Origin of the sequence: Haemophilus sp. HMSC71H05 (assembly GCF_001838635.1) — a bacterium.
In the GTDB taxonomy this organism is placed as follows: Bacteria; Pseudomonadota; Gammaproteobacteria; order Enterobacterales; family Pasteurellaceae; genus Haemophilus_D; species Haemophilus_D parainfluenzae_R.
In genome coordinates, this window is record NZ_KV838026.1 from 361,441 (window position 1) to 387,311 (window position 25,871).

Annotated in this window: 20 protein-coding genes; 8 read left to right on the forward strand and 12 right to left on the reverse strand. The window is 40.1% G+C overall.

Annotated features, from left to right (window positions below):
* Positions 1–9 precede the first annotated feature (9 nt).
* Positions 10–1,407, forward strand: a complete 1,398-nt coding sequence (locus HMPREF3279_RS03165; protein WP_070868049.1) for an MATE family efflux transporter — start codon at positions 10–12, stop codon at positions 1,405–1,407.
* 421 nt (positions 1,408–1,828) lie between these two features.
* On the opposite strand, the gene rng is transcribed toward HMPREF3279_RS03165, so the two are convergent.
* Complete coding sequence (gene rng, locus HMPREF3279_RS03175; protein ID WP_070868051.1) at positions 1,829–3,304, reverse strand: ribonuclease G; 1,476 nt, start codon at positions 3,302–3,304, stop codon at positions 1,829–1,831.
* Positions 3,305–3,421: 117 nt separating this feature from the next.
* On the opposite strand from rng, the gene putP reads away from it, so the two are divergent.
* Together putP and cmoB are read left to right on the forward strand one after the other, a co-directional pair.
* Positions 3,422–4,936 carry a sodium/proline symporter PutP gene (gene putP, locus HMPREF3279_RS03180; RefSeq protein WP_070868052.1) on the forward strand — a complete coding sequence of 505 codons (1,515 nt, stop codon included), beginning with the start codon at positions 3,422–3,424 and terminating at the stop codon, positions 4,934–4,936.
* Positions 4,936–5,901 carry a tRNA 5-methoxyuridine(34)/uridine 5-oxyacetic acid(34) synthase CmoB gene (gene cmoB / locus HMPREF3279_RS03185; RefSeq protein ID WP_014065579.1) on the forward strand — a complete coding sequence of 322 codons (966 nt, stop codon included), beginning with the start codon at positions 4,936–4,938 and terminating at the stop codon, positions 5,899–5,901. Before putP ends, cmoB begins: the two co-directional genes overlap by 1 nt.
* Positions 5,902–5,960: 59 nt before the next feature.
* On the opposite strand, the gene rlmM is transcribed toward cmoB, so the two are convergent.
* Together rlmM and HMPREF3279_RS03195 are read right to left on the reverse strand one after the other, a co-directional pair.
* On the reverse strand, positions 5,961–7,049 hold the full coding sequence (gene rlmM / locus HMPREF3279_RS03190; RefSeq protein WP_070868053.1) for a 23S rRNA (cytidine(2498)-2'-O)-methyltransferase RlmM: 1,089 nt from the start codon (positions 7,047–7,049) through the stop codon (positions 5,961–5,963).
* On the reverse strand, positions 7,042–7,935 hold the full coding sequence (locus tag HMPREF3279_RS03195) for a transcriptional regulator GcvA (RefSeq protein WP_070868054.1): 894 nt from the start codon (positions 7,933–7,935) through the stop codon (positions 7,042–7,044). Before HMPREF3279_RS03195 ends, rlmM begins: the two co-directional genes overlap by 8 nt.
* A gap of 482 nt (positions 7,936–8,417) precedes the next feature.
* On the opposite strand from HMPREF3279_RS03195, the gene HMPREF3279_RS03200 reads away from it, so the two are divergent.
* The 4 genes from HMPREF3279_RS03200 to HMPREF3279_RS03215 all read left to right on the forward strand — a co-directional run bounded on the left by HMPREF3279_RS03200 (position 8,418) and on the right by HMPREF3279_RS03215 (position 13,123).
* Complete coding sequence (locus tag HMPREF3279_RS03200) at positions 8,418–9,449, forward strand: branched-chain amino acid aminotransferase (protein ID WP_049384105.1); 1,032 nt, start codon at positions 8,418–8,420, stop codon at positions 9,447–9,449.
* Between the two features lie 287 nt (positions 9,450–9,736).
* Positions 9,737–10,003: an oxaloacetate decarboxylase subunit gamma gene (locus HMPREF3279_RS03205; protein WP_049366163.1), complete on the forward strand. Its 267-nt coding sequence runs from the start codon at positions 9,737–9,739 to the stop codon at positions 10,001–10,003.
* A 14-nt stretch (positions 10,004–10,017) separates the two neighbouring features.
* The gene (oadA, locus tag HMPREF3279_RS03210; RefSeq protein WP_049384104.1) at positions 10,018–11,808 is read left to right on the forward strand and encodes a sodium-extruding oxaloacetate decarboxylase subunit alpha; all 1,791 of its coding nucleotides are present in this window, start codon (positions 10,018–10,020) and stop codon (positions 11,806–11,808) included.
* A 10-nt stretch (positions 11,809–11,818) separates the two neighbouring features.
* The gene (locus tag HMPREF3279_RS03215) at positions 11,819–13,123 is read left to right on the forward strand and encodes a sodium ion-translocating decarboxylase subunit beta (RefSeq protein ID WP_049384103.1); all 1,305 of its coding nucleotides are present in this window, start codon (positions 11,819–11,821) and stop codon (positions 13,121–13,123) included.
* A 92-nt stretch (positions 13,124–13,215) separates the two neighbouring features.
* Here HMPREF3279_RS03215 and HMPREF3279_RS03220 read toward each other — a convergent pair whose 3' ends face one another.
* The 4 genes from HMPREF3279_RS03220 to HMPREF3279_RS03235 all read right to left on the reverse strand — a co-directional run bounded on the left by HMPREF3279_RS03220 (position 13,216) and on the right by HMPREF3279_RS03235 (position 19,366).
* Positions 13,216–16,665, reverse strand: coding sequence for an acyl-[ACP]--phospholipid O-acyltransferase (locus HMPREF3279_RS03220; RefSeq protein WP_049384102.1), 3,450 nt, complete (start codon positions 16,663–16,665; stop codon positions 13,216–13,218).
* Positions 16,662–17,303 (reverse strand): MerR family transcriptional regulator, encoded by a 642-nt coding sequence (locus tag HMPREF3279_RS03225; protein WP_049384101.1) that lies wholly within the window; start codon positions 17,301–17,303, stop codon positions 16,662–16,664. Before HMPREF3279_RS03225 ends, HMPREF3279_RS03220 begins: the two co-directional genes overlap by 4 nt.
* 136 nt (positions 17,304–17,439) lie before the next feature.
* A complete protein-coding gene (locus HMPREF3279_RS03230) occupies positions 17,440–19,002 on the reverse strand; it encodes a peptide ABC transporter substrate-binding protein (RefSeq protein WP_070868055.1) in 1,563 nt (520 codons plus the stop codon).
* A complete protein-coding gene (locus HMPREF3279_RS03235) occupies positions 18,995–19,366 on the reverse strand; it encodes a YbaN family protein (RefSeq protein ID WP_041918331.1) in 372 nt (123 codons plus the stop codon). The genes HMPREF3279_RS03230 and HMPREF3279_RS03235 overlap by 8 nt, the downstream gene beginning before the upstream one ends.
* A 206-nt stretch (positions 19,367–19,572) precedes the next feature.
* Here HMPREF3279_RS03235 and prlC point away from each other — a divergent pair, with 206 nt between their 5' ends.
* On the forward strand, positions 19,573–21,612 hold the full coding sequence (gene prlC, locus HMPREF3279_RS03240) for an oligopeptidase A (protein WP_049384099.1): 2,040 nt from the start codon (positions 19,573–19,575) through the stop codon (positions 21,610–21,612).
* Between the two features lie 113 nt (positions 21,613–21,725).
* On the opposite strand, the gene rpsO is transcribed toward prlC, so the two are convergent.
* The 5 genes from rpsO to HMPREF3279_RS03265 all read right to left on the reverse strand — a co-directional run bounded on the left by rpsO (position 21,726) and on the right by HMPREF3279_RS03265 (position 25,743).
* A complete protein-coding gene (gene rpsO, locus HMPREF3279_RS03245; protein WP_005628925.1) occupies positions 21,726–21,995 on the reverse strand; it encodes a 30S ribosomal protein S15 in 270 nt (89 codons plus the stop codon).
* Between the two features lie 132 nt (positions 21,996–22,127).
* Positions 22,128–22,973 carry a ModD protein gene (gene modD, locus HMPREF3279_RS03250; RefSeq protein ID WP_049384098.1) on the reverse strand — a complete coding sequence of 282 codons (846 nt, stop codon included), beginning with the start codon at positions 22,971–22,973 and terminating at the stop codon, positions 22,128–22,130.
* Positions 22,974–22,982: 9 nt separating this feature from the next.
* Positions 22,983–23,732, reverse strand: coding sequence for an ABC transporter ATP-binding protein (locus HMPREF3279_RS03255; protein WP_070868056.1), 750 nt, complete (start codon positions 23,730–23,732; stop codon positions 22,983–22,985).
* Positions 23,729–24,742, reverse strand: coding sequence for a FecCD family ABC transporter permease (locus HMPREF3279_RS03260; RefSeq protein ID WP_070868057.1), 1,014 nt, complete (start codon positions 24,740–24,742; stop codon positions 23,729–23,731). Before HMPREF3279_RS03260 ends, HMPREF3279_RS03255 begins: the two co-directional genes overlap by 4 nt.
* Before the next feature lie 2 nt (positions 24,743–24,744).
* Complete coding sequence (locus tag HMPREF3279_RS03265) at positions 24,745–25,743, reverse strand: iron ABC transporter substrate-binding protein (protein ID WP_070868058.1); 999 nt, start codon at positions 25,741–25,743, stop codon at positions 24,745–24,747.
* Positions 25,744–25,871: the final 128 nt, after the last annotated feature.

Consider the following 25,871-nt stretch of genomic DNA (forward strand, 5'->3'; position numbering starts at 1 on the left):
GCAAAATTTATGAATTCTCGTCTTTTTTCTCAATACCGTATTGATATTCAAAAACTTATCCGAATTGCGACACCTATCGGGCTTGCCCAGTTAGCTCAAACTGGCATGGGCACCGTGGATGTGATCATGGCGGGGCGTGTGAGCTCGGCTGATGTAGGCGGTGTCGGTATTGGTGCCTCCATTTGGCTACCTTTGGTACTTTTCGGACAGGGTTTATTACTCGCCTTACCACCAACAATTTCCTATTTAAATGGTTCAGGGCAGCGCCATCGCATTGCTCACCAAGTAAGACAAGGTCTTTGGATTTCATTTTTAGTGATGATTCCCCTTGCACTGATCATCTATCATAATGATTTCATATTACAGTTTATGAATATGGATGCCCACATGGCTGATGTGACGATGAACTATTTGCGTGCGATGGCGTGGGGCTTGCCTGCCTATTTATTGCTGATTAATTTCCGCTGTTTGAATGATGGCATTGCCAAAACAAAACCCGCCATGGTAATAACCTTCATGGGGTTAATGCTGAACATTCCGCTGAATTATATGTTTATTTACGGCAAATTTGGTGCGCCTGCATTGGGCGGTGTCGGTTGTGGTGTGGCAACAGCTATTGTCAACTGGGCAATGGCAATCTTAATGATTACCTACTCTGCCAAAAACTATAATGAACGTAGTTTGAAAGTCTTTGAAAAGATTATTGAAAAACCAGACATCAAAACTCTGAAAAAATTGACCGCACTTGGCTTGCCGATCGCGATTGCGCTGTGCAGTGAAGTCTCACTATTTGCGTTAAGTAGTTTATTACTTTCCCCATTAGGTGCGGATGTGGTCGCCAGCCACCAAATTGCCTTAAACACCAGTGCCGTAGCCTTTATGTTCCCCATGTCTATTGCCATGGCTGCCACCATTTTAGTGGCGCAAGAACTAGGTAATCATGCACCGCAAAAAGCCAAAATTATGGCTCACGCGGCTATTATTCTTGGTTTGATTGCGGCAAGTGTATTGGCGTTGGTGATTTGGGTATTTAGTGCAGAGATTGCCGCATTAATTGTAGGCGATAATGCTACCGTTATTGCCCTTTCAGGAAGCTTATTAGCGATGGCAGCGATTTATCAATTTTCAGATTCGGTGCAAGTCGTCGTGAGCGGTATTTTACGTGGCTATAAAGACACTAAAATTATTCTCTACATCACATTACTTGCCTATTGGGGCGTGGGTATTCCAGTTGGTTATGTTCTTTCCCGTACTGATTGGATCGTACCAAGCATCGGTGCAAAAGGTTTCTGGGTTGCGTTTATCATTGCCTTAACTATTGCCGCTGCTTTACTCTTTATGCGGATGCGAAAAATCCAATCACAACCTGATGAAACCATTATTCAACAGTTAGAAAGATTGAAGTAGTTAAAGTAAAAAGTGCGGTCAAATTTGACCGCACTTTTTTATTTTTAATGAGCTAATAACATGAAGTATGTGAAAAGATTAAAAATAATTTGTATAGAGTACTTTCATACTCCAATATAAAGTGCTCCACCGTGCTATTTTATTTTTCTTTTAGTCGTTAAAAATATAATAGGAAGAATGAGGATATGAAGTTTCAAACTTGCTACTATTGCCTCTTTTGCTAGAAGAACATAATTTATGTTCTTAACTACTGCATCAAATTGCACATAAAAAATAGCCACAAAATAAATCAAAGAAAAAACAAGAATACTAGTAAAATATCCAAAAACATATTTCATTATTCTATTACCTTTGAGCCAGTCATATTCTATCTAAGTTTAAGTATAAAAAGTGCGGTCGAGTTTGACCGCACTTTTGTCTTTTACATCACTACCACATCAAATTGTTCTTGGTTGTAGTACTGCTCTGTTTTGACTTGAACTTGTTTGCTGATGAACATTTCGATCTCTGGCAATAAACCGTGCGATTCTTCTTTGATTAAGTAATCCGCTACAGCTGGAGACGCATAAACCACAAATTGTTCACTTGAGAATAAGTGGTTAACGCGAATGATCTCACGCATAATTTCATAGCATACCGTTTCGACGGTTTTCACTCGTCCTCGACCTTGGCAAGTTGGGCATTCATCACACAAAACGTGTTCTAAACTTTCTCGAGTACGTTTACGCGTCATTTCCACTAAGCCAAGTTGAGTAAAGCCATTTACATTGGTTTTTACGCGATCTTTTGATAGCGCCTCCTCCAAGGATTCAATCACGCGATTGCGATGCTCATCGGTTTGCATATCAATAAAATCAATAATGATAATACCGCCTAAATTACGCAGTTGTAGCTGCTGCGCAATGGCTTTAGTGGCTTCAATATTGGTGTTAAAAATCGTTTCATCTAAATTTCGATGACCAACGAAAGCCCCCGTATTGATATCAATAGTTGTCATAGCTTCGGTTTGTTCAATAATGAGATAGCCGCCTGATTTTAAATTCACGCGTTTTTCAAGTGCATTTTGAATACCACGTTCTACACCATAAATATCAAAAATCGGCTGACTGCCCGTATAAAGCATTAATTTTTCACTTAATTCCGGCATAAATTCATCGGTAAATTCTTTAACCTCGTTAAAACAAAGTTTGGAATCGATATGAATTTTCTCTAAATTAGCACCGATAAAATCACGCAAAATACGTTGCGGCAATGCGGGTTCACCATAAATTTTAGAACGGGTTGGGTATTTGCCTTTACGCTCAAGCACTTTACGCCATAAACGTTTTAAAAATTCCGCATCTTGGCGCAATTCTTCTTCCGTTGCGCCTTCGGTAGCAGTACGAATAATAAAGCCACCTAACTCATCACAAAAAGGCTCAACAAGCGCTTTTAATCTTGCTCGCTCTTCTTCGCTTTCAATACGTTGTGAGACACCAACATGGCTATTTTCTGGCATAAAGACGAGATAACGAGAAGGCAATGTAATATCCGTGGTTAATCTTGCGCCTTTGGTGCCCAAAGGATCTTTTACCACTTGTACCACGATATCCTGCCCCTCGCGTACGAGTTCAGAAATGCTTTTGGCTCGGAATTGCTTTTGTTCGCTCACATCAACACACTCGGTATGTGAGACAATATCGGAAGCATGCAAAAATGCGGCTTTTTCTAAACCGATATCCACAAACGCGGACTGCATCCCCGGTAAAACACGGGTTACTCGCCCTTTATAAATATTCCCCACGATGCCACGTTTGGCTTGACGTTCAATATGAACCTCTTTTAAAACACCCGTTTCCACCAGCGCAACGCGGGTTTCATTTGGCGTAACATTCATTAATAATTCAACAGAATCCATTTTTTCGACCTTAGTTTTAATGGTATAAGTCTATCGAAAAGGAAAATAGAATAATAGACCCAAATAAGGTAAAATATGACCTTTCTCAAATTTTCATGACTTTTTTTGGGGTATTTAATGTTTGGTTTAGACCCAACACTTATTACTTTTAGTATTTATATTTTCGGCATGATTTTAATCGGTGTCCTTGCCTATTATTATACAAACAACTTATCCGATTATATTTTAGGCGGCCGTAAACTCGGAAGTTTTGTTACAGCCATGTCTGCAGGCGCATCTGATATGTCCGGCTGGTTATTAATGGGCTTGCCTGGTGCGGTGTATGTATCTGGCCTGGTTGAAGGTTGGATCGCCATTGGTTTAATCCTAGGGGCTTATTTTAACTGGTTGCTCGTGGCTGGTCGTTTACGGATCTATACCGAATTTAACAACAATGCTCTCACATTACCGGAATATTTCCACCGTCGCTTTGGCACATCACATAATCTCTTAAAAATTGTGTCTGCAACAATCATCCTAGTATTCTTCACCATTTATTGTGGTTCCGGTGTGGTTGCTGGGGCGAAATTATTCCAAAACCTATTCTCAGTCGACTATTCCACCGCCATTTGGTACGGCGCATTAGCGACTATCGTCTATACCTTTATCGGTGGATTTCTAGCGGTAAGTTGGACGGATACGATTCAAGCTACATTGATGATTTTTGCCTTAATTTTAACGCCGTTATTCATCTTTTTAAGTTTGGGTGATACATCACAATTTACGGAAGTGCTACATCAAGCGGAAATTGCCGCAAGTAAAGACTTTACTGATTTATTTAGTTCTACTACACCATTAGGTTTATTAAGTTTAGCGGCTTGGGGCTTAGGTTATTTTGGTCAACCGCATATCCTTGCTCGTTTTATGGCTGCTTACTCGGTGAAATCTCTTATTAAAGCACGCCGCATCAGTATGACATGGATGGTGATTTGCCTCACGGGTGCGATTGGTATTGGCTTCTTCGGTATTCCTTATTTCTTTGCTAACCCTAATGTGGCTGGTGTGGTAAATAATGAACCAGAACAAGTCTTTATTGAACTGGCTAAATTGCTCTTTAATCCATGGATTGCCGGTATTCTACTCTCTGCGATCTTGGCGGCAGTAATGAGTACACTTTCCGCTCAATTATTAATTTCTTCAAGCTCTATTACTGAAGATTTTTATAAAGGGTTTATTCGTCCAAAAGCCTCTGAAAAAGAATTAGTTTGGCTAGGTCGTGCAATGGTTTTAGTTATCGCGGGCATTGCGATTTGGATTGCACAAGATGAAAACAGCAAAGTATTAAAACTCGTTGAATTTGCCTGGGCTGGCTTTGGTTCTGCATTTGGTCCTGTTGTGCTTTTCTCCTTATTCTGGAAACGCATGACTTCATCAGCGGCGATGGCGGGAATGGTTGTCGGTGCAGTGGTTGTCTTTGCTTGGAAATCGGTGATTCCTGAAACCAGTGAATGGTTTAACGTCTATGAAATGATCCCTGGTTTTACGCTTGCTAGCCTTGCAATTATTGTAGTTTCTCTCCTTTCTGCAGAACCTGAAAATGAAGTTAAAGAAACCTTTGAAAAAGCAGAAAGAGCCTATAAGGAAGCAAAATAATGATTGATTTTCGTCCTTTTTATCAACAAATTGCCACCACCAATTTATCGGCTTGGCTAGAAACATTACCTTTGCAGCTAAAAGAATGGGAAAAACAAACCCATGGTGATTATGCTAAATGGTCAAAAATCGTGGACTTTCTTCCTGATTTGCAGGCAGATACCATCGATTTAAAAAATGCAGTGAAATCTGACCGCACTTCCCCACTTTCAGAGGGCGAAAAACAACGCATTATCCATCATTTGAAGCAATTGATGCCGTGGCGAAAAGGACCTTATCATTTATTTGATATTCACGTGGATTGCGAATGGCGTTCTGATTTCAAATGGGATCGTGTTTTGCCTCATCTTGCACCATTAAAAGATCGTACCATTTTAGATGTGGGCTGCGGTAGCGGCTACCATATGTGGCGAATGGTTGGTGAAGGCGCAAAAATGGTCGTTGGTATTGATCCTACCGAGCTTTTCCTTTGCCAATTTGAAGCGGTTCGAAAATTACTAAATAACGATCGTCGAGCTAACTTAATCCCATTAGGTATTGAAGAAATGCAACCACTTGCGGCATTTGATACCGTATTCTCAATGGGTGTGCTTTATCATCGTAAATCACCGCTCGATCATCTCACACAGCTAAAAAACCAATTAGTAAAAGGTGGCGAATTGGTGTTAGAAACCTTAGTGGTTGATGGTGATGCCAATACAGTCTTAGTGCCATCAGATCGCTATGCAAAAATGAAGAACGTGTATTTTATTCCTTCTGTTGCCGCACTCATTAATTGGTTGGAAAAAGTCGGCTTTACAAATGTGCGTTGTGTGGATGTTGCCACCACAACATTAGAAGAACAGCGTAAAACGGATTGGTTAGAAAATGAAAGTTTGATTGATTTCTTAGATCCAAACGATCACAGTAAAACCATCGAAGGCTATCAAGCCCCAACTCGCGCAGTGATTTTAGCGAATAAATAATGGTTTAAATAAAAAGTGCGGTCAAAAAATTCCATGTTTTTTGACCGCACTTTGCTTTTTTATTTTAAAGCAATATGTACCGTAATCTCTTCACGATCGTGATACAAATGCTTCGCCTGAATATCAAATTCCAGTTCTTTTTCTGCCAACATCACCGCAAGATTTTCTAAGCACAACATCACTTCTTGATAGCGTTTTTTCATTGGCAATTTCAAGTTGAAAATGGTTTCTCGGCACCAGCCGTTAATCAACCATTTTCCTATTAAATTCGCAATTCGACTTGGTTGCTCCACCATATCACACACAAGCCAATCAATATGCTTGCGTTTTGGTGGTTGGAATTTAAATCCATCTTCCGGACAGTGCTCAATTCTGCCAGTATCATGTAAGCTCGCCGCCATTTTGCCGTGATCAACTGCATACACAAATAAACCACGTTTCACTAATTGATAAGTCCAGCCGCCTGGGCAAGCACCGAGATCGATGCCAACCATATTTTCATTCAAACGTTTACTTTCTTCATTTCGAGGAATAAAGGTTAAAATCGCTTCTTCCAATTTTAAAGTTGAACGGCTTGGCGCATCCGCTGGGAATTTCAAACGTGGTATCCCCATAAAATGGGTAGAGTTATTGCCAAGATAAGAATACCCTACATAGCAGCAATTCGGCTGAGTGAAAAAACAATGTAGAATCTGACCGCGCTTTGCGTTCGCCTTACCTTGTAACCAACCTTGTTTTTTCAACGCTTGGCGTAACGGCACAGTAAATTTTCGGCAAAATGTCGAAAGCTCTTTGGCTTCATTGGTATCTGCTGTTTCGACAAATAGCTCTACCGCTTGCTTAAGATTAATGTCTTCTGCAATGCATTTATATTGAGCCTGAATTGGCGAGATACGATCTTGAGGATCGAGATTTTCTAAGAAATCTGAAACAACAATCATTTGACGCGCAAAAATCAAACGATTAAAAGGGATTTCTCGCGCTAAACGATCCGCATCACCCGGTTGATAACATTCAAAAATAACATAGCCGCTGTTTTCTACTACGCGAGCAAAACCAAATACACCACGCTCAGAAGCTCGGTCGGCAATTTCTGCAGCGACTTCTTTTTCAAAGCCAATTCGACAATATAAGGCTAATTTATTCATGTTTTCCTAATTTAATTGAATCTTTAATCCATGTTCTAAAGGCTTGAATTTGTTCATCATCTAAACGATCTAAATGATTGACCACATAGAATGATTTTGGATCCCGCAATTCGGTTGGTAACACAATTTGCAAATGACCGTTTTCAATTTCTTGCTGAGCCAAAATACGATTTGCTAGCGCAATACCCTGCCCATGAACGGCTGCTTGCAATGCCATAAAGGTGTGGCTAAATAACGGGCCTTGCTGAATATTCAAATCATCTAATTTGAGATAATCCGCCATCGCTTGCCAGTTATCTCGAGTATGTGTGTGAATCAGCGTGTGCTTTTTCAAATCATCTGGACGGCGAACGGGAATTTTCTCAAGCAATGAAGGCGCCGCTAAAATCACGAGGTTTTCTTCGCCTAAACGATCGACTTGTAAGTTTTCCCAATCGCCTTTTCCATAATAAATGGCAATATCAATTTCTTTATTCAATAAACCTTCATCTTGATCGACGCCCTTCAAGCGTACTTCAATTTCAGGATATTGTTTATTAAAATCACTCAAATGTGGCACAAGCCATTGAATACCAAAGGTTTGTGGCACACTAATTGCCAAATGTGGTTCAGCTTTAAGTGTTAATAAACGTTCAGTCGCTTCATTTAATTTTCGTAAGATTTTATTGATATCAACAAAATAGGCTTTCCCAAATTCTGTCAATTCGAGTGAACGATTTTTACGAATAAAAAGCTCAACACCTAAAAAATCTTCTAATAATTTTATTTGATGGCTCACTGCGGCTTGTGTCACAAAAAGTTCATCTGCCGCTTTTGTGAAGCTTAAATGTCGTGCAGCAGACTCGAAAGACTTCAATGAATTCAAGGGAGGCAAACGTTTATACATAATTCTTCCCAACAGCTAAATTTTAGTTTATAATAACGAAGATTTAATTCGGATTAGTTTTTTTTATGCATCAAATAAAAAAACATCATTTGTCCTTCCATCACCTTCTACCTACAATACACCCATACTTAATGATTGGTAATTCCTTACAAGTTAATGAGTTTCAGACTTAAGTATGATGTTGTGTTTGCATATAGTTCGGTTCTCCGAACTGGAGTAACAATTAAGTTACTCATTTACTTCCTGTATATATTAAACCATTCTGGTTAAGCGCTGCTCGTTTCGAGCGGCGTTTTTTTATTCCTGGCATTTTAGCATAAGCAAAATTTTATTTCCTGACCAACTTCACAAATTTAAAAATCCAATAAAAATTTTGAGAAATCACAATATTTTTGTGTTTAAAGGTTTTCATAGTTATCGTAATGGTGTAGATTAACTGCATTTCCATTCATAAAATTATTTATACAAATTAAGGAAGCAAAATGAAAGACTTAGACTGGAACAATCTTGGATTTAGTTATATCAAAACAGATTACCGTTTCATCGCACATTGGAAAGATGGTAAATGGGATGAAGGGAAACTTACCACTGATAATATACTACATATCCACGAAGGTTCAACTGCAATTCACTACGGTCAACAATGCTTTGAAGGCTTAAAAGCCTATCGTTGTAAAGATGGTTCAATCAACTTATTCCGTCCTGATCAAAATGCAAAACGTATGCAACACACCTCTGATCGTTTATTAATGCCACAAGTGCCAACAGAATTATTTATCCGCGCTTGTAAAGAAGTAGTGAAAGCAAACCAAGAATGGTTAGGTCCTTACGGCTCTGGCGCAACATTATATTTACGTCCATTCCTCTTTGGTACTGGCGCGAATATCGGTGTAAAAACCGCACCTGAATTTATTTTCTCTGTATTCTGCTGCCCAGTAGGCGCATATTTCAAAGGTGGTTTAGCACCATCTAACTTCATTACGACTGATTACGACCGTGCTGCTCCGATGGGAACCGGTGGTGTAAAAGTGGGTGGTAACTATGCAGCAAGTTTGCTTCCTCATGAACTAGCCGCAGAACAAGGTACACCAGAACGTAAATTTGCAGACGCGATTTACCTAGATCCTAAAACTCACACAAAAATTGAAGAAGTAGGTGCAGCAAACTTCTTTGGTATCACCAAAGATAACAAATTTATCACGCCAGCTTCTGACTCTATTTTACCGAGTATCACTAAATACTCATTGCTTCACATTGCAAAAGAACGTTTAGGTATGGAAGCCATTGAAGGTGACGTGTATATTGATCAACTTGAGCAATTCGCCGAAGCGGGTGCTTGTGGTACTGCCGCAGTGATTACGCCAGTAGGTGGTATTCAACACAAAGGTAAATTCCACGTGTTCTATTCAGAAACTGAAGTAGGCCCTGTTACACGTAAACTTTACAACGAGCTAACCGGCATCCAATTCGGTGATGTGGAAGCACCTGAAGGCTGGATTGTAAAAGTAGAATAATTTTCCTTTCTATCAACAAATCGAGATTCATTTAATTCAAGGACTAAGTTCTATCACTATAGGACTTAGTCCTTTTAATTTTTACACGCTTTGTATAACGTATGTTTCAGTAAAAATACCTCATTAATAATATTTAACTCACGCCAAAATATCGTCAAAATCAACCGCACATTTCCCCTTTTATTGTGTGCCTATATTTCAAATTATGATCTTCATCACAGTTTTATTTAAACAGATAGATTAGAATAAAATTGTCCATTTTTTCAAACAAATAAGGAAGAAAAATGATGACTCCCTCTGCACTTATAGGCGAAGGAATTAACCTGATGTTTTCAGGGATGGGTTTTGTATTGGTCTTTTTGCTCATTTTAATTTGGGCAATTGGATTGATGTCTAAACTTATCAACCGATTCTTTCCTGAACCTCAACCCGAACCCAAAACTTCCCAAAATTCAACCGCACTTTCTGCGGCACCTACTGACGATTTTGAGCGGTTACGTCCTGTGATTGCAGCGGCTATCGCACACCATCGCCGTACCCAACAGTTCAAATAAATAAGGATTTTACCATGACTAAAAAAATAAAAATGACAGAACTGGTGCTTCGAGATGCCCACCAATCACTTTTCGCAACGCGTTTGCGTCTTGATGATATGCTACCAATTGCCCATGAATTAGATGATATTGGCTATTGGTCGTTGGAAGCTTGGGGCGGTGCAACATTTGATAGCTGTATTCGCTTTTTAGGTGAAGATCCTTGGGTTCGTTTGCGTGAATTGAAAAAAGCTTGTCCAAAAACTCCATTACAAATGCTATTACGTGGCCAAAACCTATTAGGCTATCGCCACTATGCTGATGATGTAGTAGAACGTTTCGTAGAACGTTGTGTAGCAAATGGTATGGATGTTTTCCGCGTATTCGATGCGCTCAATGACCCGCGTAATATGAAAGCAGCGTTGCAAGCAGTACGTAAATTTGGTGGTCATGCTCAAGGGACTTTAAGTTATACCACCAGCCCAGTTCATACCATGCAAACCTGGCTCGATACCACAGAACAATTACTTGAAATCGGTATCGACAGTTTGGTCATCAAAGACATGTCAGGTATTTTAAATCCAATGGCGGCGGCAGACTTAGTACGTGAAATCAAAAAACGTTTCGACGTAGAATTGCATTTACACTGCCATTCGACTACTGGTATGGCAGAAATGGCGCTATTAAAAGCGGTTGAAGCTGGTGTAGATGGTATTGATACGGCAATTTCTTCTATGTCTGGAACTTATGGTCACCCTGCAACTGAATCCCTAGTCGCCACCTTACAAGGCACTGAATATGACACCGGTTTGGATATTCCTCGCTTGGAAAAAATTGCTGCCTATTTCCGTAATGTGCGTAAAAAATATGCCAAATTTGAAGGCCAATTACGCGGTGTAGATAGCCGTATTTTAGTGGCACAAGTGCCAGGCGGTATGCTCACCAACTTGGAAAACCAGCTAAAACAACAAAATGCATCCGATAAATTAGATTTAGTATTAGAAGAAATCCCACGCGTGCGCAAAGACTTGGGCTACATTCCACTCGTTACACCAACCTCTCAAATTGTTGGTACACAGTCGGTTATTAACGTTCTCACTGGCGAACGCTACAAAACTATCGCCAAAGAAACTGCCGGTATTTTAAAAGGTGAATACGGTAAAACACCTGCACCGGTAGATAGCGCATTGCAAGCTCGAGTATTAGAAGGTGCGGCACCAGTAACTGACCGTCCAGCCGATCACATTGCACCTGAAATGGCAAAAATTGAAGCGGAAGTTTCAGAACAAGCTAAATCGAAAGGGGTGAAATTGGCAGACAACGCTGTAGATGATGCTTTAATCGTGGCGCTCTTCCCGCAAATTGCGTGGAAATTCTTAGAGAACCGCAACAACCCTGCAGCCTTTGAACCCGCTCCAACTGGTAATGAAAGTGTGGTGGAAAATAAACCTGTTTCTAAAGCTGCACCAGCTGCTTCTGGCTCCGCTATTTATACTGTGGAATTGGAAGGTAAAGCCTTTGTGGTGAAAGTAAGTGAGGGCGGTGATATCTCTCATGTCGCGACTACTGCTCCTCAAGCTGTGCCACAAACGACTCCAGCGCCAGCAACGGGCGGCACACCGGTAACGGCTCCGATGGCAGGTAATATTTGGAAAGTTGTTGCAACAGAAGGTCAAACCGTAGCAGCTGGCGATGTATTATTCATTCTCGAAGCCATGAAAATGGAAACCGAAGTGAAAGCCGCACAGGCTGGTACCGTACGTGGCATTTGTGTCAAAGCCGGTGATGCTGTCGCCGTAGGTGACACCGTGATGACCTTAGCATAAGGAATGGTCTATGGAGAGTATTATTGCGTTAATTAAAGGGATGGGTATATTCCATCTGCAATGGGGGCAAGCAGTGATGATCGCTGTGAGCCTACTGTTGCTGTGGCTTGCCATCTCACGCAAATTTGAACCTTTGTTGTTACTACCAATTGGTTTCGGCGGACTATTGTCCAATATCCCTGAGGCAGGTCTTGCTATGACAGCATTGGAGAATTTGCTTCATCTCGGCTCACCAGAACAAATTGCCGTAATCGCTTCACAATTGGGTGTTTCACCCGATCTTGCTGCAATTAAAACAGCACTAAATTCTGCGCCGATATCGATGATAAATCAATTAGAAGCGTTATCTGTAGATATGGGTTATAGCGCCGGTATTTTGGCATTATTCTATAAAGTTGCGATCAACTACGGCATTGCACCATTAGTCATTTTTATGGGCGTAGGGGCAATGACAGACTTTGGTCCGTTATTAGCCAATCCAAAAACATTGCTACTTGGTGCGGCTGCTCAATTCGGTATTTTCGCTACCGTACTCGGTGCACTAGCGCTAAATTATTTCGGTATTATCGAATTCACACTACCTCAAGCCGCATCTATCGGTATTATCGGTGGTGCTGATGGCCCAACAGCGATTTATCTCACTAGCAAACTTGCGCCTGAATTGCTTGGTGCTATTGCCGTGGCAGCCTATTCCTACATGGCACTAGTGCCGTTGATTCAACCGCCGATTATGAAAGCGTTAACTACAGAAGAAGAACGCAAAATCCGCATGACGCAAATGCGCCATGTGAGTAATCGAGAAAAAGTCTTGTTTCCGGTGATTTTGCTGTTGCTCGTTGGTTTACTCTTACCGGATGCAGCCCCATTACTTGGGATGTTCTGTTTCGGTAATCTCATGCGCGTAAGTGGCGTAGTTGAACGTTTAAGCGACACCACACAAAACGCCTTGATTAATATCGTAACCATCGTACTTGGCTTATCTGTGGGTTCTAAACTGATTGCAGATAAATTCCTACAACCGCAAACGTTGGGCATTTTGATTCTTGGCGTGATTGCTTTCGGAATCGGTACAGGTAGCGGTGTATTAATGGCCAAATTGATGAACAAATTCAGCAAAAACAAAATTAACCCGCTTATTGGTTCTGCTGGTGTATCTGCTGTTCCTATGGCTGCTCGTGTTTCTAACAAAATCGGATTGGAAGCGGATAACCAAAACTTCCTACTTATGCACGCGATGGGACCAAACGTTGCTGGTGTAATTGGCTCAGCTATTGCCGCTGGGGTCATGTTAAAATATGTCGGTACGTTGATGTAAGGTTAAAAATGCTGAAAATACCTAAATGAGGTTCATTTAATAACAAAAAAGAGCGGTCAAATTGACCGCTCTTTTATTTATTACGATGTTCTTTACTTAACCAAACTCATCGCCAGATTCTTCGCGCCTTTAAAATCCACTTTACCACTTCCGAGCATTGGAATTTCATCCACTAAGAAGACTTGGCTTGGTAGCATAATTGGCGGAACATTTAATCCTTTAATGCGTTCATTGATCTCATCTAAAGAAAGCGCAGACTTAATTAAAAGCACAATGCTCTCGCCTTTTTTATCATCGCTCAAGGCAACGGCAACAAATTGAGTTTCTTCATCAAATACTTGTGAAAGTTTCTCTTCCACGCTGCCGAGGCTGATCATTTCGCCGCCGACTTTAGCAAATCGAGAATAACGATCCACAATGGTAATAAAGCCGTTATGATCGATATGGCCTTTATCACCGGTTTTGTAATAACGCACACCATCAATTTCAACAATCACTTCTGCTGTTTTTTCTGGTGCATTCAAATAACCTTTCATCACTTGTCCACCACCAATCAAAATCAAGCCGTCTTCTCCGACTGGTAATTCCTGCAAGCTTTCCGGATCCACAATTTTAATAATAGTGCCTGGTAATGGCATACCAACTGTACCGGCTTGATTAAAGGTAAACTCTTGTAAGGTTTCCGGATCAAGTAAATTAGGCATATTGACACTGGCTACCGGTGCTGTTTCAGTTGCGCCATAACCTTCGTAAATTTCCAAGCCAAATTTAAGTTTGAAGGCTTCTTTTACATCTGCTTTCAATTTTTCGGCACCCGCAATAACCATACGCACGTTTTGTAACATTAACGGATGGAATTTCTTATTGCGTACATACAATCTAAAGAAAGTTGAAGTCCCAAATAAAATACTCACCCGATGTCGAGCACACATTTTTCCTACTGTCGCCCCATCTGTTGGATCCGCCACACTCACCATTTTAATGCCTTCACACAATGGCAATAAGGTTGTCACGGTTAATCCAAATGAGTGGAAAATTGGTAAGGAATTCAAAATCACATCATCTTTATGGAAATTTAATAATTCACCGATCTGTTTAATGTTAGTCAGTAAATTTTTATGGCTTAATTCAATGCCTTTCGGATCACCTTCACTACCACTACTGAATAGGATGGTGGCATTATCTTCTAAGCTTACGTCTGCAAAGTAGCGTAATTTAATCCACCATTGTGGCGCTAAAAACGCCGTTAAAAATGACCGCACTTTATTCGCTTTAGTGATCGATTTCCCTAAATTTTCCATAAAGAGGGCTTTATCAGCCACCACTTGGCTAAAGTCAAAACCTTTTGCGTTCAACTTATCCAAGAATTTTTCAGAGGTAATGACTTGCGAAATATTGGCTTTCTTCAACGCTTTTTCCATCACCTCAGGGCTTAGCGTGTAGTTTAAATTTACCGGTACTTTGCCCATCACCATTAAGGTCATATTGATAATTGCCCCGATTGATGAACTTGGTAATAACACGCCAACATTTTTTTCATTCCCTAAAGCAGCTTTCAAGGTTTTCACAAACATCAATACTGCAGCAATAAATTTCAGGTTATTCAGTTTAGTGCCTTGCGCATCCACCGCGGCTTCTTTGAATAAATTCGATTTTGCCGAATTCAACCAATGGTGCATAAGTGGTTTACGTTTACTCATGACTTTTTCCCATACGGAGAAAGAAAGTTCGAGTACTTTTTGCTTCATCGCTGTCGCATCAATAAAGCCATGAATGGGTTTACCAAATGCTACTAAAATTTCACGTTTGCCTTGGCGTTTAGTTAAATTCTTATAGAAAGAATCGGCACGAGAGAAGCTGCTACCCCATAATCCACGTAAATAGAACGGAACAGTCGTCACATTCTCTAAATCTTTTAATACGTGCTCAAAGCCTTTTTGGAACTCATTAATTTGACCGTTATAGCTGATATGGCCTTCTGGGAATAACGCCACCACTTCACCACGAGCTAAATATTCACGAATGGTTTCAATAGATTCACGGCTTGAGCCTCCACCAATCGGGATCACTTTAAAAATACGGAAGAACCAAGTGAGATACCATTTATTGTAAATCGGACGATACATGACAAATTTAATCGCACGAGGGCTAGCCGCTTGTAACACTAACCAGTCAATCCAGCTAATATGGTTACCTAATAACAACACACCACCACTTTGTGGAAGATTTTTTAACCCATCCACATGAAAACGGTAATTCGCTTTTAACGCAAAGAGTAGGAATAAACGCGTAAATAAATGGGGTACTTTCGACATGGTATATAGACTCGCAGCAAAACATGCAGCAGACGTCACTAAGAATAAACCTTGAGTCGAAACATTAAGTTGTACAAAAACAATACTTAATAGCAAAAAAACCACCATAAACACGTTTTGTACAAAGTTGTTACCTGCCATGATTTTGCCGCTGATTTTCTCCGGTGCAAAATACTGAATGGTCGCATTTAATGGCACGATTAATAAACCGCCAGAGAAACCAAAGACAAAAGAACAAAGTGCTAATACCACCCCACTTTGGGCTAGGGTTAAGAAGAATAATGATGCACAAATACCCAATGCACCAAGCGGCACAATACCTAACTCAATATGCAAACGAGAAGCACGTCCAGCAAGATATGAACCAAGCACTAGTCCTACGCCACTTACCGCTAAAATTGCTTGAATGACAACAGCATTATCTTCATTGAACATCGCTTTATAATGTGCAGGGAACGCTGCCACAATAATTTGTGACACACCCCAAAAGAGACTTAATCCAATGACACTCAACCAAATATTTTGATCTGCTTTTAATGTGCGAACGTTATCTTTTAAATACCCTAAAGAAAGGTATTTTCTCATATCAAACTGACCATCTGTATTCTCAGCTTCTTGCTTAAAGAATGGGATTTTAAACGCAAAATAGGCTTCTAGTGCACTCAATAATACTAATGCTACACCTATCACCCAAACACTTTGTAATACTTCATTCGGGTCATCTGATGCCACATAATGCGCTTCAAAGAAGAAAGAAAAGGCAAAAGAACTAAATAGAATGGCCACAATGGTGAGCGCTTGAATCACACCGTTTGCCATACCGATATTTTCAGTACCCACAATCGATTTAATAATGCTATATTTGGCCGGAGAATAGACCGCACTTTGCGCCGCCAAAATCAATGTGAGTACAAAGGAAAGCGCAAACATGCCCGTCATATAACTCAATAAAATTCCCGCACTGATCACCACAGCCGCTAAACTGCTGTAACGGATCACATTGGTGCGAGAAAATTTATCGTTGATAAATGCCGAAGGGGAAAACAAGAAAATAAACGGTAATAAAATCATCGCATTAATTAATGCCGTTAAAACCACCAAACTCTCCCCTGAAAAGCTCTTCAGTAATACATTTTGAATGGTAATTTTATGTGCCAAATCTACACTGGCATTAATAAAGGCAATGGCTAAATAAGGCAAAAAGCCAGCATATTTTAAGAGTTTCATTTTGCACTCTCCGCTTGATAAAGATTAAAGGTTTTCATATTCAAGAGATAAGGTTTTAACACCAACAATAAATCAAATAAGTGTTTTAATTTTTCATCTTTTTGTTCGCTATTGGATAATGCCGCTAAAGTCACATTCACCTCTTTTTCCGCTAACATTTTTGCTGCAGCTAAATAAGCTTTCACTACATCCATTTCGGCTGCATCACAACGCGCTAAGATCGCCAAAATATCACGTTCTTTTGCTGTAAAAATGCCTTCACGAGGATTCAATAATCCTTCCGCTACCATCTCTTCGATTTGCTGAGTAGAAAGATGAAATTCTGCAGAGAGTTGCTCCACTGAAAATACTTCATTTTCAGCACCCATGATGATGTCTAATAATCCAATAAGACTTTCATAAGGATTATTCCAATCAAAATGAGGATGTGCAAAAAGTGCTTTAATTTGTGAAATCGTTGCATTGAAATTGCTTTGTAGATATTTAATAAAGCTGAGTAACTTCACACAATGTTCATCATAGAGATGAAAATTCGGTTTATCTTTCACCGGCTCTGGCAACAAACCTTCTTTCACATAGTACAGCACCGTGGATTTTGGTGTCTGACTAAGCTTAACTAAATCATTCATTTTTAACATCAGGATTTCCCTCTAAGTTGATTTGTTGTGTATTGTAGCGGATAAAAACAAAAAGTAAATAGTGTTACTTTATACTTTTAATTAAATTTAATAAAAAAGTTGTTCATCGCATGATAAACAACTTTCTTAATCAGCTTTAGCTTTCCACTTTTCGCCATAGATCTTTGCTATAAATAACCCCTACTGGATTTTTCTTCGCTCCCATAATAGTTGGAGAAATATAAACCGGTGTAGTGTATTGGAAAAGCGGTAACGCAAGGTTTTCCTGTTGGATCTTCTCACTTAATTTTAAGTAAATTTCTGACCGCTCTTTTTCATTTAAGCTTTTCAGTGCTTGCTCAAAAAGTTGATCGTATTCTGCATTAGCATAGCCATTTTTATTATCGGGGCTTTTAGAATAGAACAAACCCAAAAATGCCATCGGATGATTAAAGTCTGCACACCAGCCAGAACGAATGACTTGGAAATCACCCTTTTGGCGTTTCATTTGTAATGTTTGCCAATTGACGGGTTGGGCATCCACGCGCAACATATCGGACTGCGTTAATTGCCCTACTACACGTTGCGCGATATTCACATGCAAGGGTGCATCATCATAGAGCACATTTAAATGTAGCGGATGTCTTTCATCAATTTTATTTTGAGCCAATAACTGCTCGGCAACAACGGGCTCCCATCTTGAATCTTGTCCATTTAGCATAGCTTTCGGTAAAAAATAAGAACTTGGAATTGCCGCTGGAATCTCATTATTCACAATATTTGTAACCGAAACCAACGAAGCGATCGCCTTACGCACATCTGCCTTAGCAAGTTTAGGATCGTTTAAATTAAATTCATAAAAATACTCACAAAGCTTCGGAAAATGCTGAAGATCTGAATGAACTTCAGGCACATCAACCACCACATCAAATTCATCCAATTTAGGCGCAACAAAAGGTAGATAAGCTACGCGTTCAAAAGCAACATTATTTTTCTGCCAATAATAGGGATTTTTCGCTAAGTGTATGCTTCTCACACTTTCACTTTCGATCATATAAGCCCCATTAGTCACAGGGGAATCAGGATCGCTATATTGTGGCACGAGGCTAATATGCGCCAACATTTCCGGCAAATACGGTGTTGGTTTATCAAGCTCAATGCGTAAAGTGCGGTCATTTTCCGCATAAATGCCTAAACTCTTAAAAGGTTTATTTTTTTCTAAAACGCCTTTCGCATTTTTTAGATTAAGATAAGCCAAATAAGATCTTAATGGACTATTGGATTGAGACAGTGCTTGCCAAGAAAGCATCACATCTTGAGCGACTAAAGGTTCACCGTTTGACCAACGAAGCCCTTCACGTAAGGTAAAGAGCCAAGTTTTGTTGTCTTTTGTTTGCCAACTTTCTGCGATACCTGGCACGATTCGTCCTTCCTGATCATAAGCGGTTAAGCCTTCATATAAATCGCGCAATAAGTTTTCTTGTTCAGGATAACGCACAAACCAAGGCTCAAAAGAAGGAGAATGAGTAAACGCCCGAGTCAGTAAAGTTCTACTCGGTTTTGAAGTATTTTCTTGTTCAATAGACTGGCTTTGTGTTGGTTGCTCTTCTGATACCGTATTTGTAGATTTCGGGCTATTTAATTTGTCACAACCGCTTAATCCCAAAACGACACCTAAAATGACCGCACTTTTAAGCCAAGTAAGGAAAGCATTATCCATTTTCAACGTCTTCTGTTTTAATCCAAAAGAAAAAGAACCAATATTTTACCGCAATTAAAATCGCAATGATCGTTCGTCCCACAACACTTGGAGTAAAATAAAAACCAATTAAAAGCATCGTGGTTGAAAAGGTTAAAATAGAGATTTTTGTTTTTTTCGTTAATGAACGTCGCTCATTAAAGGATTTTAGGTATTTTTGATAAAGTTTCGTCTCCAAGAACCAACGTTCTAAACGAGAAGAACCTTGCGCAAACGAATAAAGCGTGAGTAATAAAAAAGGTGTGGTCGGCAGAAATGGTAGAAAAACACCAATCACGCCTAAAACCAAAGAAATACAGCCTAGTATAATATAAATGGCTTTAATTAAAGGATTTTTTGGAAAAAATTTAAGTGCAACAAAACCGACTATAATCGAAAAAGTGATTAAGCCAGAAAACAATAACACGCCGTTCATTATTATTCCTAAATAAAAGTAATACGCAATTATTACTGATTTTTTAGATTTTTCAACCTTGATATTATAGAATTTGTCGCAACTTACTAAAGAAACTGTTAGCAAAAGGAATATTTATGTCTAATCCATTACTTCATATTGAAGGCTTACCGCCGTTTTCTCAAATCAAACCAGAACATATTCAACCGGCAATCCAAGAACTCATCGAAGAAAATCGTCAAGCCATTGAACAAGTTTTAAAACAACCGCACTTTACTTGGGAAAACTTTATTGAACCGCTTTCTGAAGCAGGCGAACGCCTAAGCCGCGCTTGGTCACCAATCTCTCATTTAAATTCCGTGAAAAATAGCCCTGAATTACGTGATGCGTATCAAGCCTGCTTACCACTACTCTCTGAATACAGTACCTGGGTAGGCCAACACAAAGGCTTATACAACGCTTATTTAGCCTTAAAAAATAGTCCTGAATTTGCCACTTATTCAGTAGCACAAAAGAAAGCCATTGAAAATGCACTGCGTGATTTTGAGCTTTCAGGTATTGGTTTGTCCGAAGAAAAACAAAAGCGTTATGGTGAGATTGTGGCACGTTTATCAGAATTAAGTGCACAATTTAGCAATAATGTACTCGATGCCACCATGGGTTGGGAAAAGGTTATTGAAGATGAAAGCCAATTAGCGGGTCTTCCTGAATCTGCATTACTTGCAGCAAGACAATCTGCTGAAAGCAAAGGCTTAAAAGGCTATCGCTTTACGTTGGAAATCCCAAGTTATTTGCCTATCATGACCTATTGTGAAAATGCAGCATTACGCGAAGAAATGTATCGTGCTTATGCGACTCGCGCTTCTGATCAAGGTCCAAACGCAGGCAAATGGGATAACACAGCGATCATTGAAGAAATCATGACGTTACGCGTAGAACTAGCCAAACTATTAGGTTTCAATACCTATACTGAACGCTCACTTGCGACCAAAATGGCAGAAAATCCACAACAAGTGTTAGATTTCTTAAATAATCTTGCGGATCGTTCAAAAGCACAAGGCGAGAAAGAATTAGCGGAACTCAAAGCTTATTGTGAAAAAGAATTTGGTATAACGGAACTTGCCCCTTGGGATATCAGTTTCTACTCTGAAAAACAAAAACAACATTTATATGCGATCAATGATGAAGAACTTCGTCCTTATTTCCCTGAAGATCGCGTTATTTCGGGCTTATTTGAATTAATTAAACGTATTTTTAATATTCGTGCAGTTGAACGTTTTGGCGTAGATACTTGGCATAAAGATGTGCGTTTCTTTGATTTAATTGATGAAACGGGAGAAGTACGCGGCAGTTTCTATCTCGATCTTTATGCGCGCGAAAATAAACGTGGCGGCGCATGGATGGATGATTGTATCGGCAGAAAACGCAATGCCGACGGTTCAATTCAAAAACCTGTTGCCTATTTAACCTGTAACTTCAATGCACCTATTGGTGATAAACCTGCACTATTCACCCATGATGAAGTCACGACTCTCTTCCATGAGTTTGGTCACGGAATTCACCATATGCTCACCAAAGTTGACGTACCAGATGTTGCGGGTATCAATGGGGTGCCTTGGGATGCCGTAGAACTTCCAAGCCAATTTATGGAAAACTGGTGTTGGGAAAAAGAAGCCCTTGATTTTATCTCTGGTCACTTTGAAACGCACGAACCGTTACCAGAAGAAAAATTAAATCAACTTCTCAAAGCGAAAAACTACCAAGCAGCGATGTTTGTGTTACGTCAGCTTGAATTTGGCTTGTTTGATTTTACCCTTCATCATACTTTTGAACCAGGCAAAGCTAATCAAGTACTTGATACCTTAAAAGCAGTGAAAGATAAAGTTGCCGTAATTAAAGGCGTTGAATGGGCAAGAACACCACATAGCTTTAGCCATATTTTTGCGGGCGGTTACGCAGCCGGTTATTACAGCTACTTATGGGCTGAAGTGTTATCTGCAGATGCCTTCTCTCGCTTTGAAGAAGAAGGAATTTTCAATCCAGTTACCGGTAAATCTTTCTTGGATGAAATTCTCACTCGCGGTGGCTCTGAAGAACCAATGGTCTTATTCAAACGCTTCCGTGGACGTGAACCTCAATTAGACGCATTACTTCGTCATAAAGGCATTGCAAACTAATAATTAACAAAGAGCGGTCAAATTTTTGACCGTTTTTTTATTTTTCTAATATACAAAAAATAAAAAAGCCCTCGGCAATCCGAAGGCTTTTATTTTTACTATCGTAATAAAAATTAGCGACGTAAACCTAAACGAGCGATAGTGCTTTGGTATAAAGCAAGATCAGTACGTTTTAAGTAGTCTAAAAGTTTACGACGACGAGAAACCATACGTAATAAACCACGACGACCATGGTGGTCTTTTTTGTGCTCAGCGAAGTGAGCTTGTAAGTGGTTGATTTGTGCAGTTAATAATGCGATTTGAACTTCAGAAGAACCAGTATCTTTCGCATCGCGACCAAATTCAGCAACGATTGCTGCTTTTTTTTCAGTACTTAGAGACATTTTTTACTCCTAAAAGGTAGTGTTATTAATACATCATTCGCCGATCTCTAACTCAGCGATGACAAGGAGCCTGAATTTTAACGATTGAAGCCAATAAAAGCAAGGAATTATTGTAAAGAAACACTTTAAATTCTATGCCTTAGTAATTACCACCTTAATATCTTCTGGTGCCGCATAATAAGGCGCAGAAGTAATAAACAAATGAATACCTAACTTGGCATAATCTGCCACATTATTTTTATTCACCCCACCTGCGACGGAAAGCGTAATCGTTTTGCCTTGCGTGTTAATGAGATCTAAGGCGGCTTTCACGTCTTCAACCGACCATTTATCTAGCTGAATAATATCAGGAGAGGCTGTAATCATTTGTTCGAATTGAGCAAAATTGTCTGCTTCGAGAGTGATCTTATTTTCTGGTGCTTCACGCTTTAAGGCTTCCACAATATGCACCCAGTTATTCGGTTCAGCCAATAAATTACGATGATTTGTGAAAACCAGTAAGGTTTCACTCACGCCTTGACGATGAATATGTCCGCCAGCAGCCAGCACCGCATTGGTCGCCAGTTTACGGGTATTCGGGATACTTTTACGGGTACAAGCCACCACCGCATGCGGGTTAATGGCTTTGGCATTAGCAATCATCTCCGCCGTGTATTGTGCCACGCCACAAGACCATTCCAATACAAGCTGCACTACTTTCCATGCCTGCTGTAATTTGTCCGCAGAATCGACCGCACTTAGCAACACAGCACCTGCTTCAACGGATTCCCCTTCATTCACATAAACCTGAGGCGTAATGTCTAATTTTTTCAGTAACCGTTCTGCCACCGAAATCCCTGCCACTACTCCGGCATTTTTACGTTTGAATTCAATTTTTGCAGGGACTTTTTCTAGCCCTAATGCGTGCGTGGTTAAGTCGCCGCGATAAATATCTTCCAATAAAAAATCATCGAGTTCTTTGTCTGAGAAATAAATCATAGTTTATCCTTAAATGTTGAGATGTTTTTGCAATTCCTGAACTGAAGTGCGGTAAATTTTGGCGAGGTTTTCAAAGGTCATCAGTTCACTTTTTTCACCTTGCTGGAAACCAAATTCTTGATCGAGCATCGCAATATTTTCAGCTAAATAGACCGCTTGTTGAGGATTGTGAGTCGTAATCAGTAAGGCGATATTTTGATGTTGTAACTGTTTAATTTTTTCCAACACTCTAATTTGGTTACCGAAATCAAGACTGGCTGTTGGTTCGTCCATAATCAACAATTTCGCCTGTTGTGCAATGGCTCGGGCGATGAGCACGAGTTGTTTTTCGCCCCCACTGAGTTCATGGTAATAACGTTTAGCAAGGTGGGTTATTTGTAATTCCGCTAAAGCCGCAAGAGCAAGATCTTTATCTTCGGCTTTTGGGGTTTGATACCATTTTAGATATGCAGAACGCCCCATCAACACCATATCTTGCACCAGAAAAGGAAAAAGTTGCGCGTGTGCTTGCGGCACATAGGCAATTTCGCATGCTAATTCAGCGGCAGAATATGTAGCAAGCGGTCGATTTTGAAAGAGAATTTGCCCATTAAGTGCAGGTTGCAAACCTAGTAAGGTTTTTAAGAAAGTACTTTTCCCCGCCCCATTGGCACCAAGTAAACAGCAAATTTGCTGAGGTTTTAATGCAAAATTGATCCTGTCTAGCAGAGGCTTACTGCCATAGCCAATCTTCAGTTGTTGCGTTTCAATTAAATTCATTTTCGCCCTCTCAACAATAAATAGAGGAAAAATGGGGCACCACAAGCAGAAGTTAAAATCCCGATGGGAAGTTCAATGCTTGCAACCGTGCGGGCGAGTGTGTCGGTGAGAAGTAAAAAACTCGCGCCAAGCAACAACGATGTCGGCAGCAATAAAATAAAATTGGCCCCCACTAATAATCGCGCGATATGGGGTACAAGCAAACCGACCCAGCCAATAATCCCCGTAATGGAGACCGCACTTGCGGTGCAAAGCGTAGTGAAAATAATCAAAATATAGCGCGTGCGTTGGATAGGAATACCGAGGCTTTTAGCCTCATCTTCTTCTAAGGCGAGCAGATTTAAGCGCCAACGCAATAAGAAAAGTGGCAGAATGCCGAGTATCAAAATAGGGGCAAGTTGAGTTAATTCTTTCACTCCTACGGCCGTGAAACTGCCTAATAGCCAAAAAGTAATCGAAGGTAATTGGGTGAAAGGATCGGCTAAAATTTTTAACAGTGAAATACCTGCACCAAGTAATGAACCGATAGCAATCCCTGAAAGCACTAAGACCAAAATCGGATCTTGATTACGGCTTCGTGATGCGACCATCGAAACACACAGCACCGCCAAGATACCGCCACTAAAGGCAAAAAGCTGCACGTAAAACATCGGTAAATTGTAGAAAATTGCCAGTGATGCCCCTAGCCCAGCACCGCTTGAAACACCTAAGATATCAGGAGAAACCAACGGATTTTTAAACATCCCTTGATAAGTCGCGCCTGCGGCGGCTAATGCGGCACCGACTAAACAGGCGACCAAAATACGCGGGGTACGAATATGCCAAAGCACCGTTTCAACGGAAGAAGGCGTTTGACATTCCGTTTCAAATAGACAACGAATCGCTTGTCCAAGTTGAAGGGGAGAAATCGGAAATCGCCCCACATTCAATGAAAGCAAAATGGTGCCGACTAATAAAATCACTAACGAAGTGAAAAAGAGTTTGGGATTACGTTGAACAAAATACGGCATAACTATTTCACATCATGCAGCAATTGAGTTGCTTGATCTTGGGTTAATTCAATCTGATAGAACACGTGATAAAACGTTTGTACTTCTTTTGTAAATTCAGTCATAGGTTTACCGCTAACTAAATGCGAGACCCAACGTACGCCAAGCAAACGGTTCACACTAGGTGGCGAATCTAACCAACCAAATGGATTATTCGGGATTAAAAAAACCCGTCCATTTTTAACCGCACTTAACTGTTGCCATTGCGGATTATCTTTTAAGGTTTGCAAAAACTCAGGATATTGGGTGAAAATCACATCAGGATTCCATAATAAAAGCTGCTCCATCGAAACCTGCGTGAGCCCTTTATGATCGCCTTCCACCACATTTTTTAAACCAACCATTTCAATGGCTTCTGTATGAATAGAGCCTTTTTGTCCTGTTTGTAAGCCATCTGCACTACGAGCTAAATAGAAGGTTTTGGTCAATTTAGAGGCATTTTCGACCGCTTGTTTGAGGGTTTCTTCTGCATACTTCGCTTGAGGTTCAGTGAGATTTTCTACGCCTAGTATTTTTCCCAAGTAACGCAAAGTGGTCGGTGTTTCACTGAGTTTGCCGTCTAGCAGCAAATAAGGTACACCTGTTTGGTCAAAAGTCCGTTTTGCTTGATCGATATAGTTTGGGGTAACATTGCCTACATCAATAATTAAATTCGGTTGCAATGCCACAATTTTCTCTGGCGAGAGCGTGCTGCCTTTTCCGGCAATTTTCCCTAAGGTTGGTAAAGATTGTTGTGCTGAAGGAAACAATTTTCCACGTTTTTCCATATTAAATCCCGCCAATCCCAGTAATTTATTGGGCGCGCTTGAAAGGAGCAACACATCAGCCGGATTACCCGCACTTAATACTTTTTCAATTTTAGCTGATGGAGGTAATTCCCCCGCCAAATAAGCGATTTCTTCTGTTGCAAATGCACTGGTTGATACACAAAGCGCAAGTGCAATACCTATCCATTTTTTCATATTCTTCCCTCTTTTAGCGATTTAAAATGAGATGACTTTATTTTAACGCTATATATTTTTTAACATAGTAAATAAATTTTGGTAGAATGTCATCGTTATGTTTTTTATTATATAACATTTATTATTCA

Bases quoted from the DNA above. Each gene is read 5' to 3' on its own strand.
- HMPREF3279_RS03165 (WP_070868049.1), top strand. From the start codon at position 10: ATGAATTCTCGTCTTTTTTCTCAATACCGTATTGATATTCAAAAACTT.
- rng (WP_070868051.1), bottom strand. From the start codon at position 3,304: ATGGATTCTGTTGAATTATTAATGAATGTTACGCCAAATGAAACCCGC.
- putP (WP_070868052.1), top strand. From the start codon at position 3,422: ATGTTTGGTTTAGACCCAACACTTATTACTTTTAGTATTTATATTTTC.
- cmoB (WP_014065579.1), top strand. From the start codon at position 4,936: ATGATTGATTTTCGTCCTTTTTATCAACAAATTGCCACCACCAATTTA.
- rlmM (WP_070868053.1), bottom strand. From the start codon at position 7,049: ATGAATAAATTAGCCTTATATTGTCGAATTGGCTTTGAAAAAGAAGTC.
- HMPREF3279_RS03195 (WP_070868054.1), bottom strand. From the start codon at position 7,935: ATGTATAAACGTTTGCCTCCCTTGAATTCATTGAAGTCTTTCGAGTCT.
- HMPREF3279_RS03200 (WP_049384105.1), top strand. From the start codon at position 8,418: ATGAAAGACTTAGACTGGAACAATCTTGGATTTAGTTATATCAAAACA.
- HMPREF3279_RS03205 (WP_049366163.1), top strand. From the start codon at position 9,737: ATGACTCCCTCTGCACTTATAGGCGAAGGAATTAACCTGATGTTTTCA.
- oadA (WP_049384104.1), top strand. From the start codon at position 10,018: ATGACTAAAAAAATAAAAATGACAGAACTGGTGCTTCGAGATGCCCAC.
- HMPREF3279_RS03215 (WP_049384103.1), top strand. From the start codon at position 11,819: ATGGAGAGTATTATTGCGTTAATTAAAGGGATGGGTATATTCCATCTG.
- HMPREF3279_RS03220 (WP_049384102.1), bottom strand. From the start codon at position 16,665: ATGAAACTCTTAAAATATGCTGGCTTTTTGCCTTATTTAGCCATTGCC.
- HMPREF3279_RS03225 (WP_049384101.1), bottom strand. From the start codon at position 17,303: ATGTTAAAAATGAATGATTTAGTTAAGCTTAGTCAGACACCAAAATCC.
- HMPREF3279_RS03230 (WP_070868055.1), bottom strand. From the start codon at position 19,002: ATGGATAATGCTTTCCTTACTTGGCTTAAAAGTGCGGTCATTTTAGGT.
- prlC (WP_049384099.1), top strand. From the start codon at position 19,573: ATGTCTAATCCATTACTTCATATTGAAGGCTTACCGCCGTTTTCTCAA.
- rpsO (WP_005628925.1), bottom strand. From the start codon at position 21,995: ATGTCTCTAAGTACTGAAAAAAAAGCAGCAATCGTTGCTGAATTTGGT.
- modD (WP_049384098.1), bottom strand. From the start codon at position 22,973: ATGATTTATTTCTCAGACAAAGAACTCGATGATTTTTTATTGGAAGAT.
- HMPREF3279_RS03255 (WP_070868056.1), bottom strand. From the start codon at position 23,732: ATGAATTTAATTGAAACGCAACAACTGAAGATTGGCTATGGCAGTAAG.
- HMPREF3279_RS03260 (WP_070868057.1), bottom strand. From the start codon at position 24,742: ATGCCGTATTTTGTTCAACGTAATCCCAAACTCTTTTTCACTTCGTTA.
- HMPREF3279_RS03265 (WP_070868058.1), bottom strand. From the start codon at position 25,743: ATGAAAAAATGGATAGGTATTGCACTTGCGCTTTGTGTATCAACCAGT.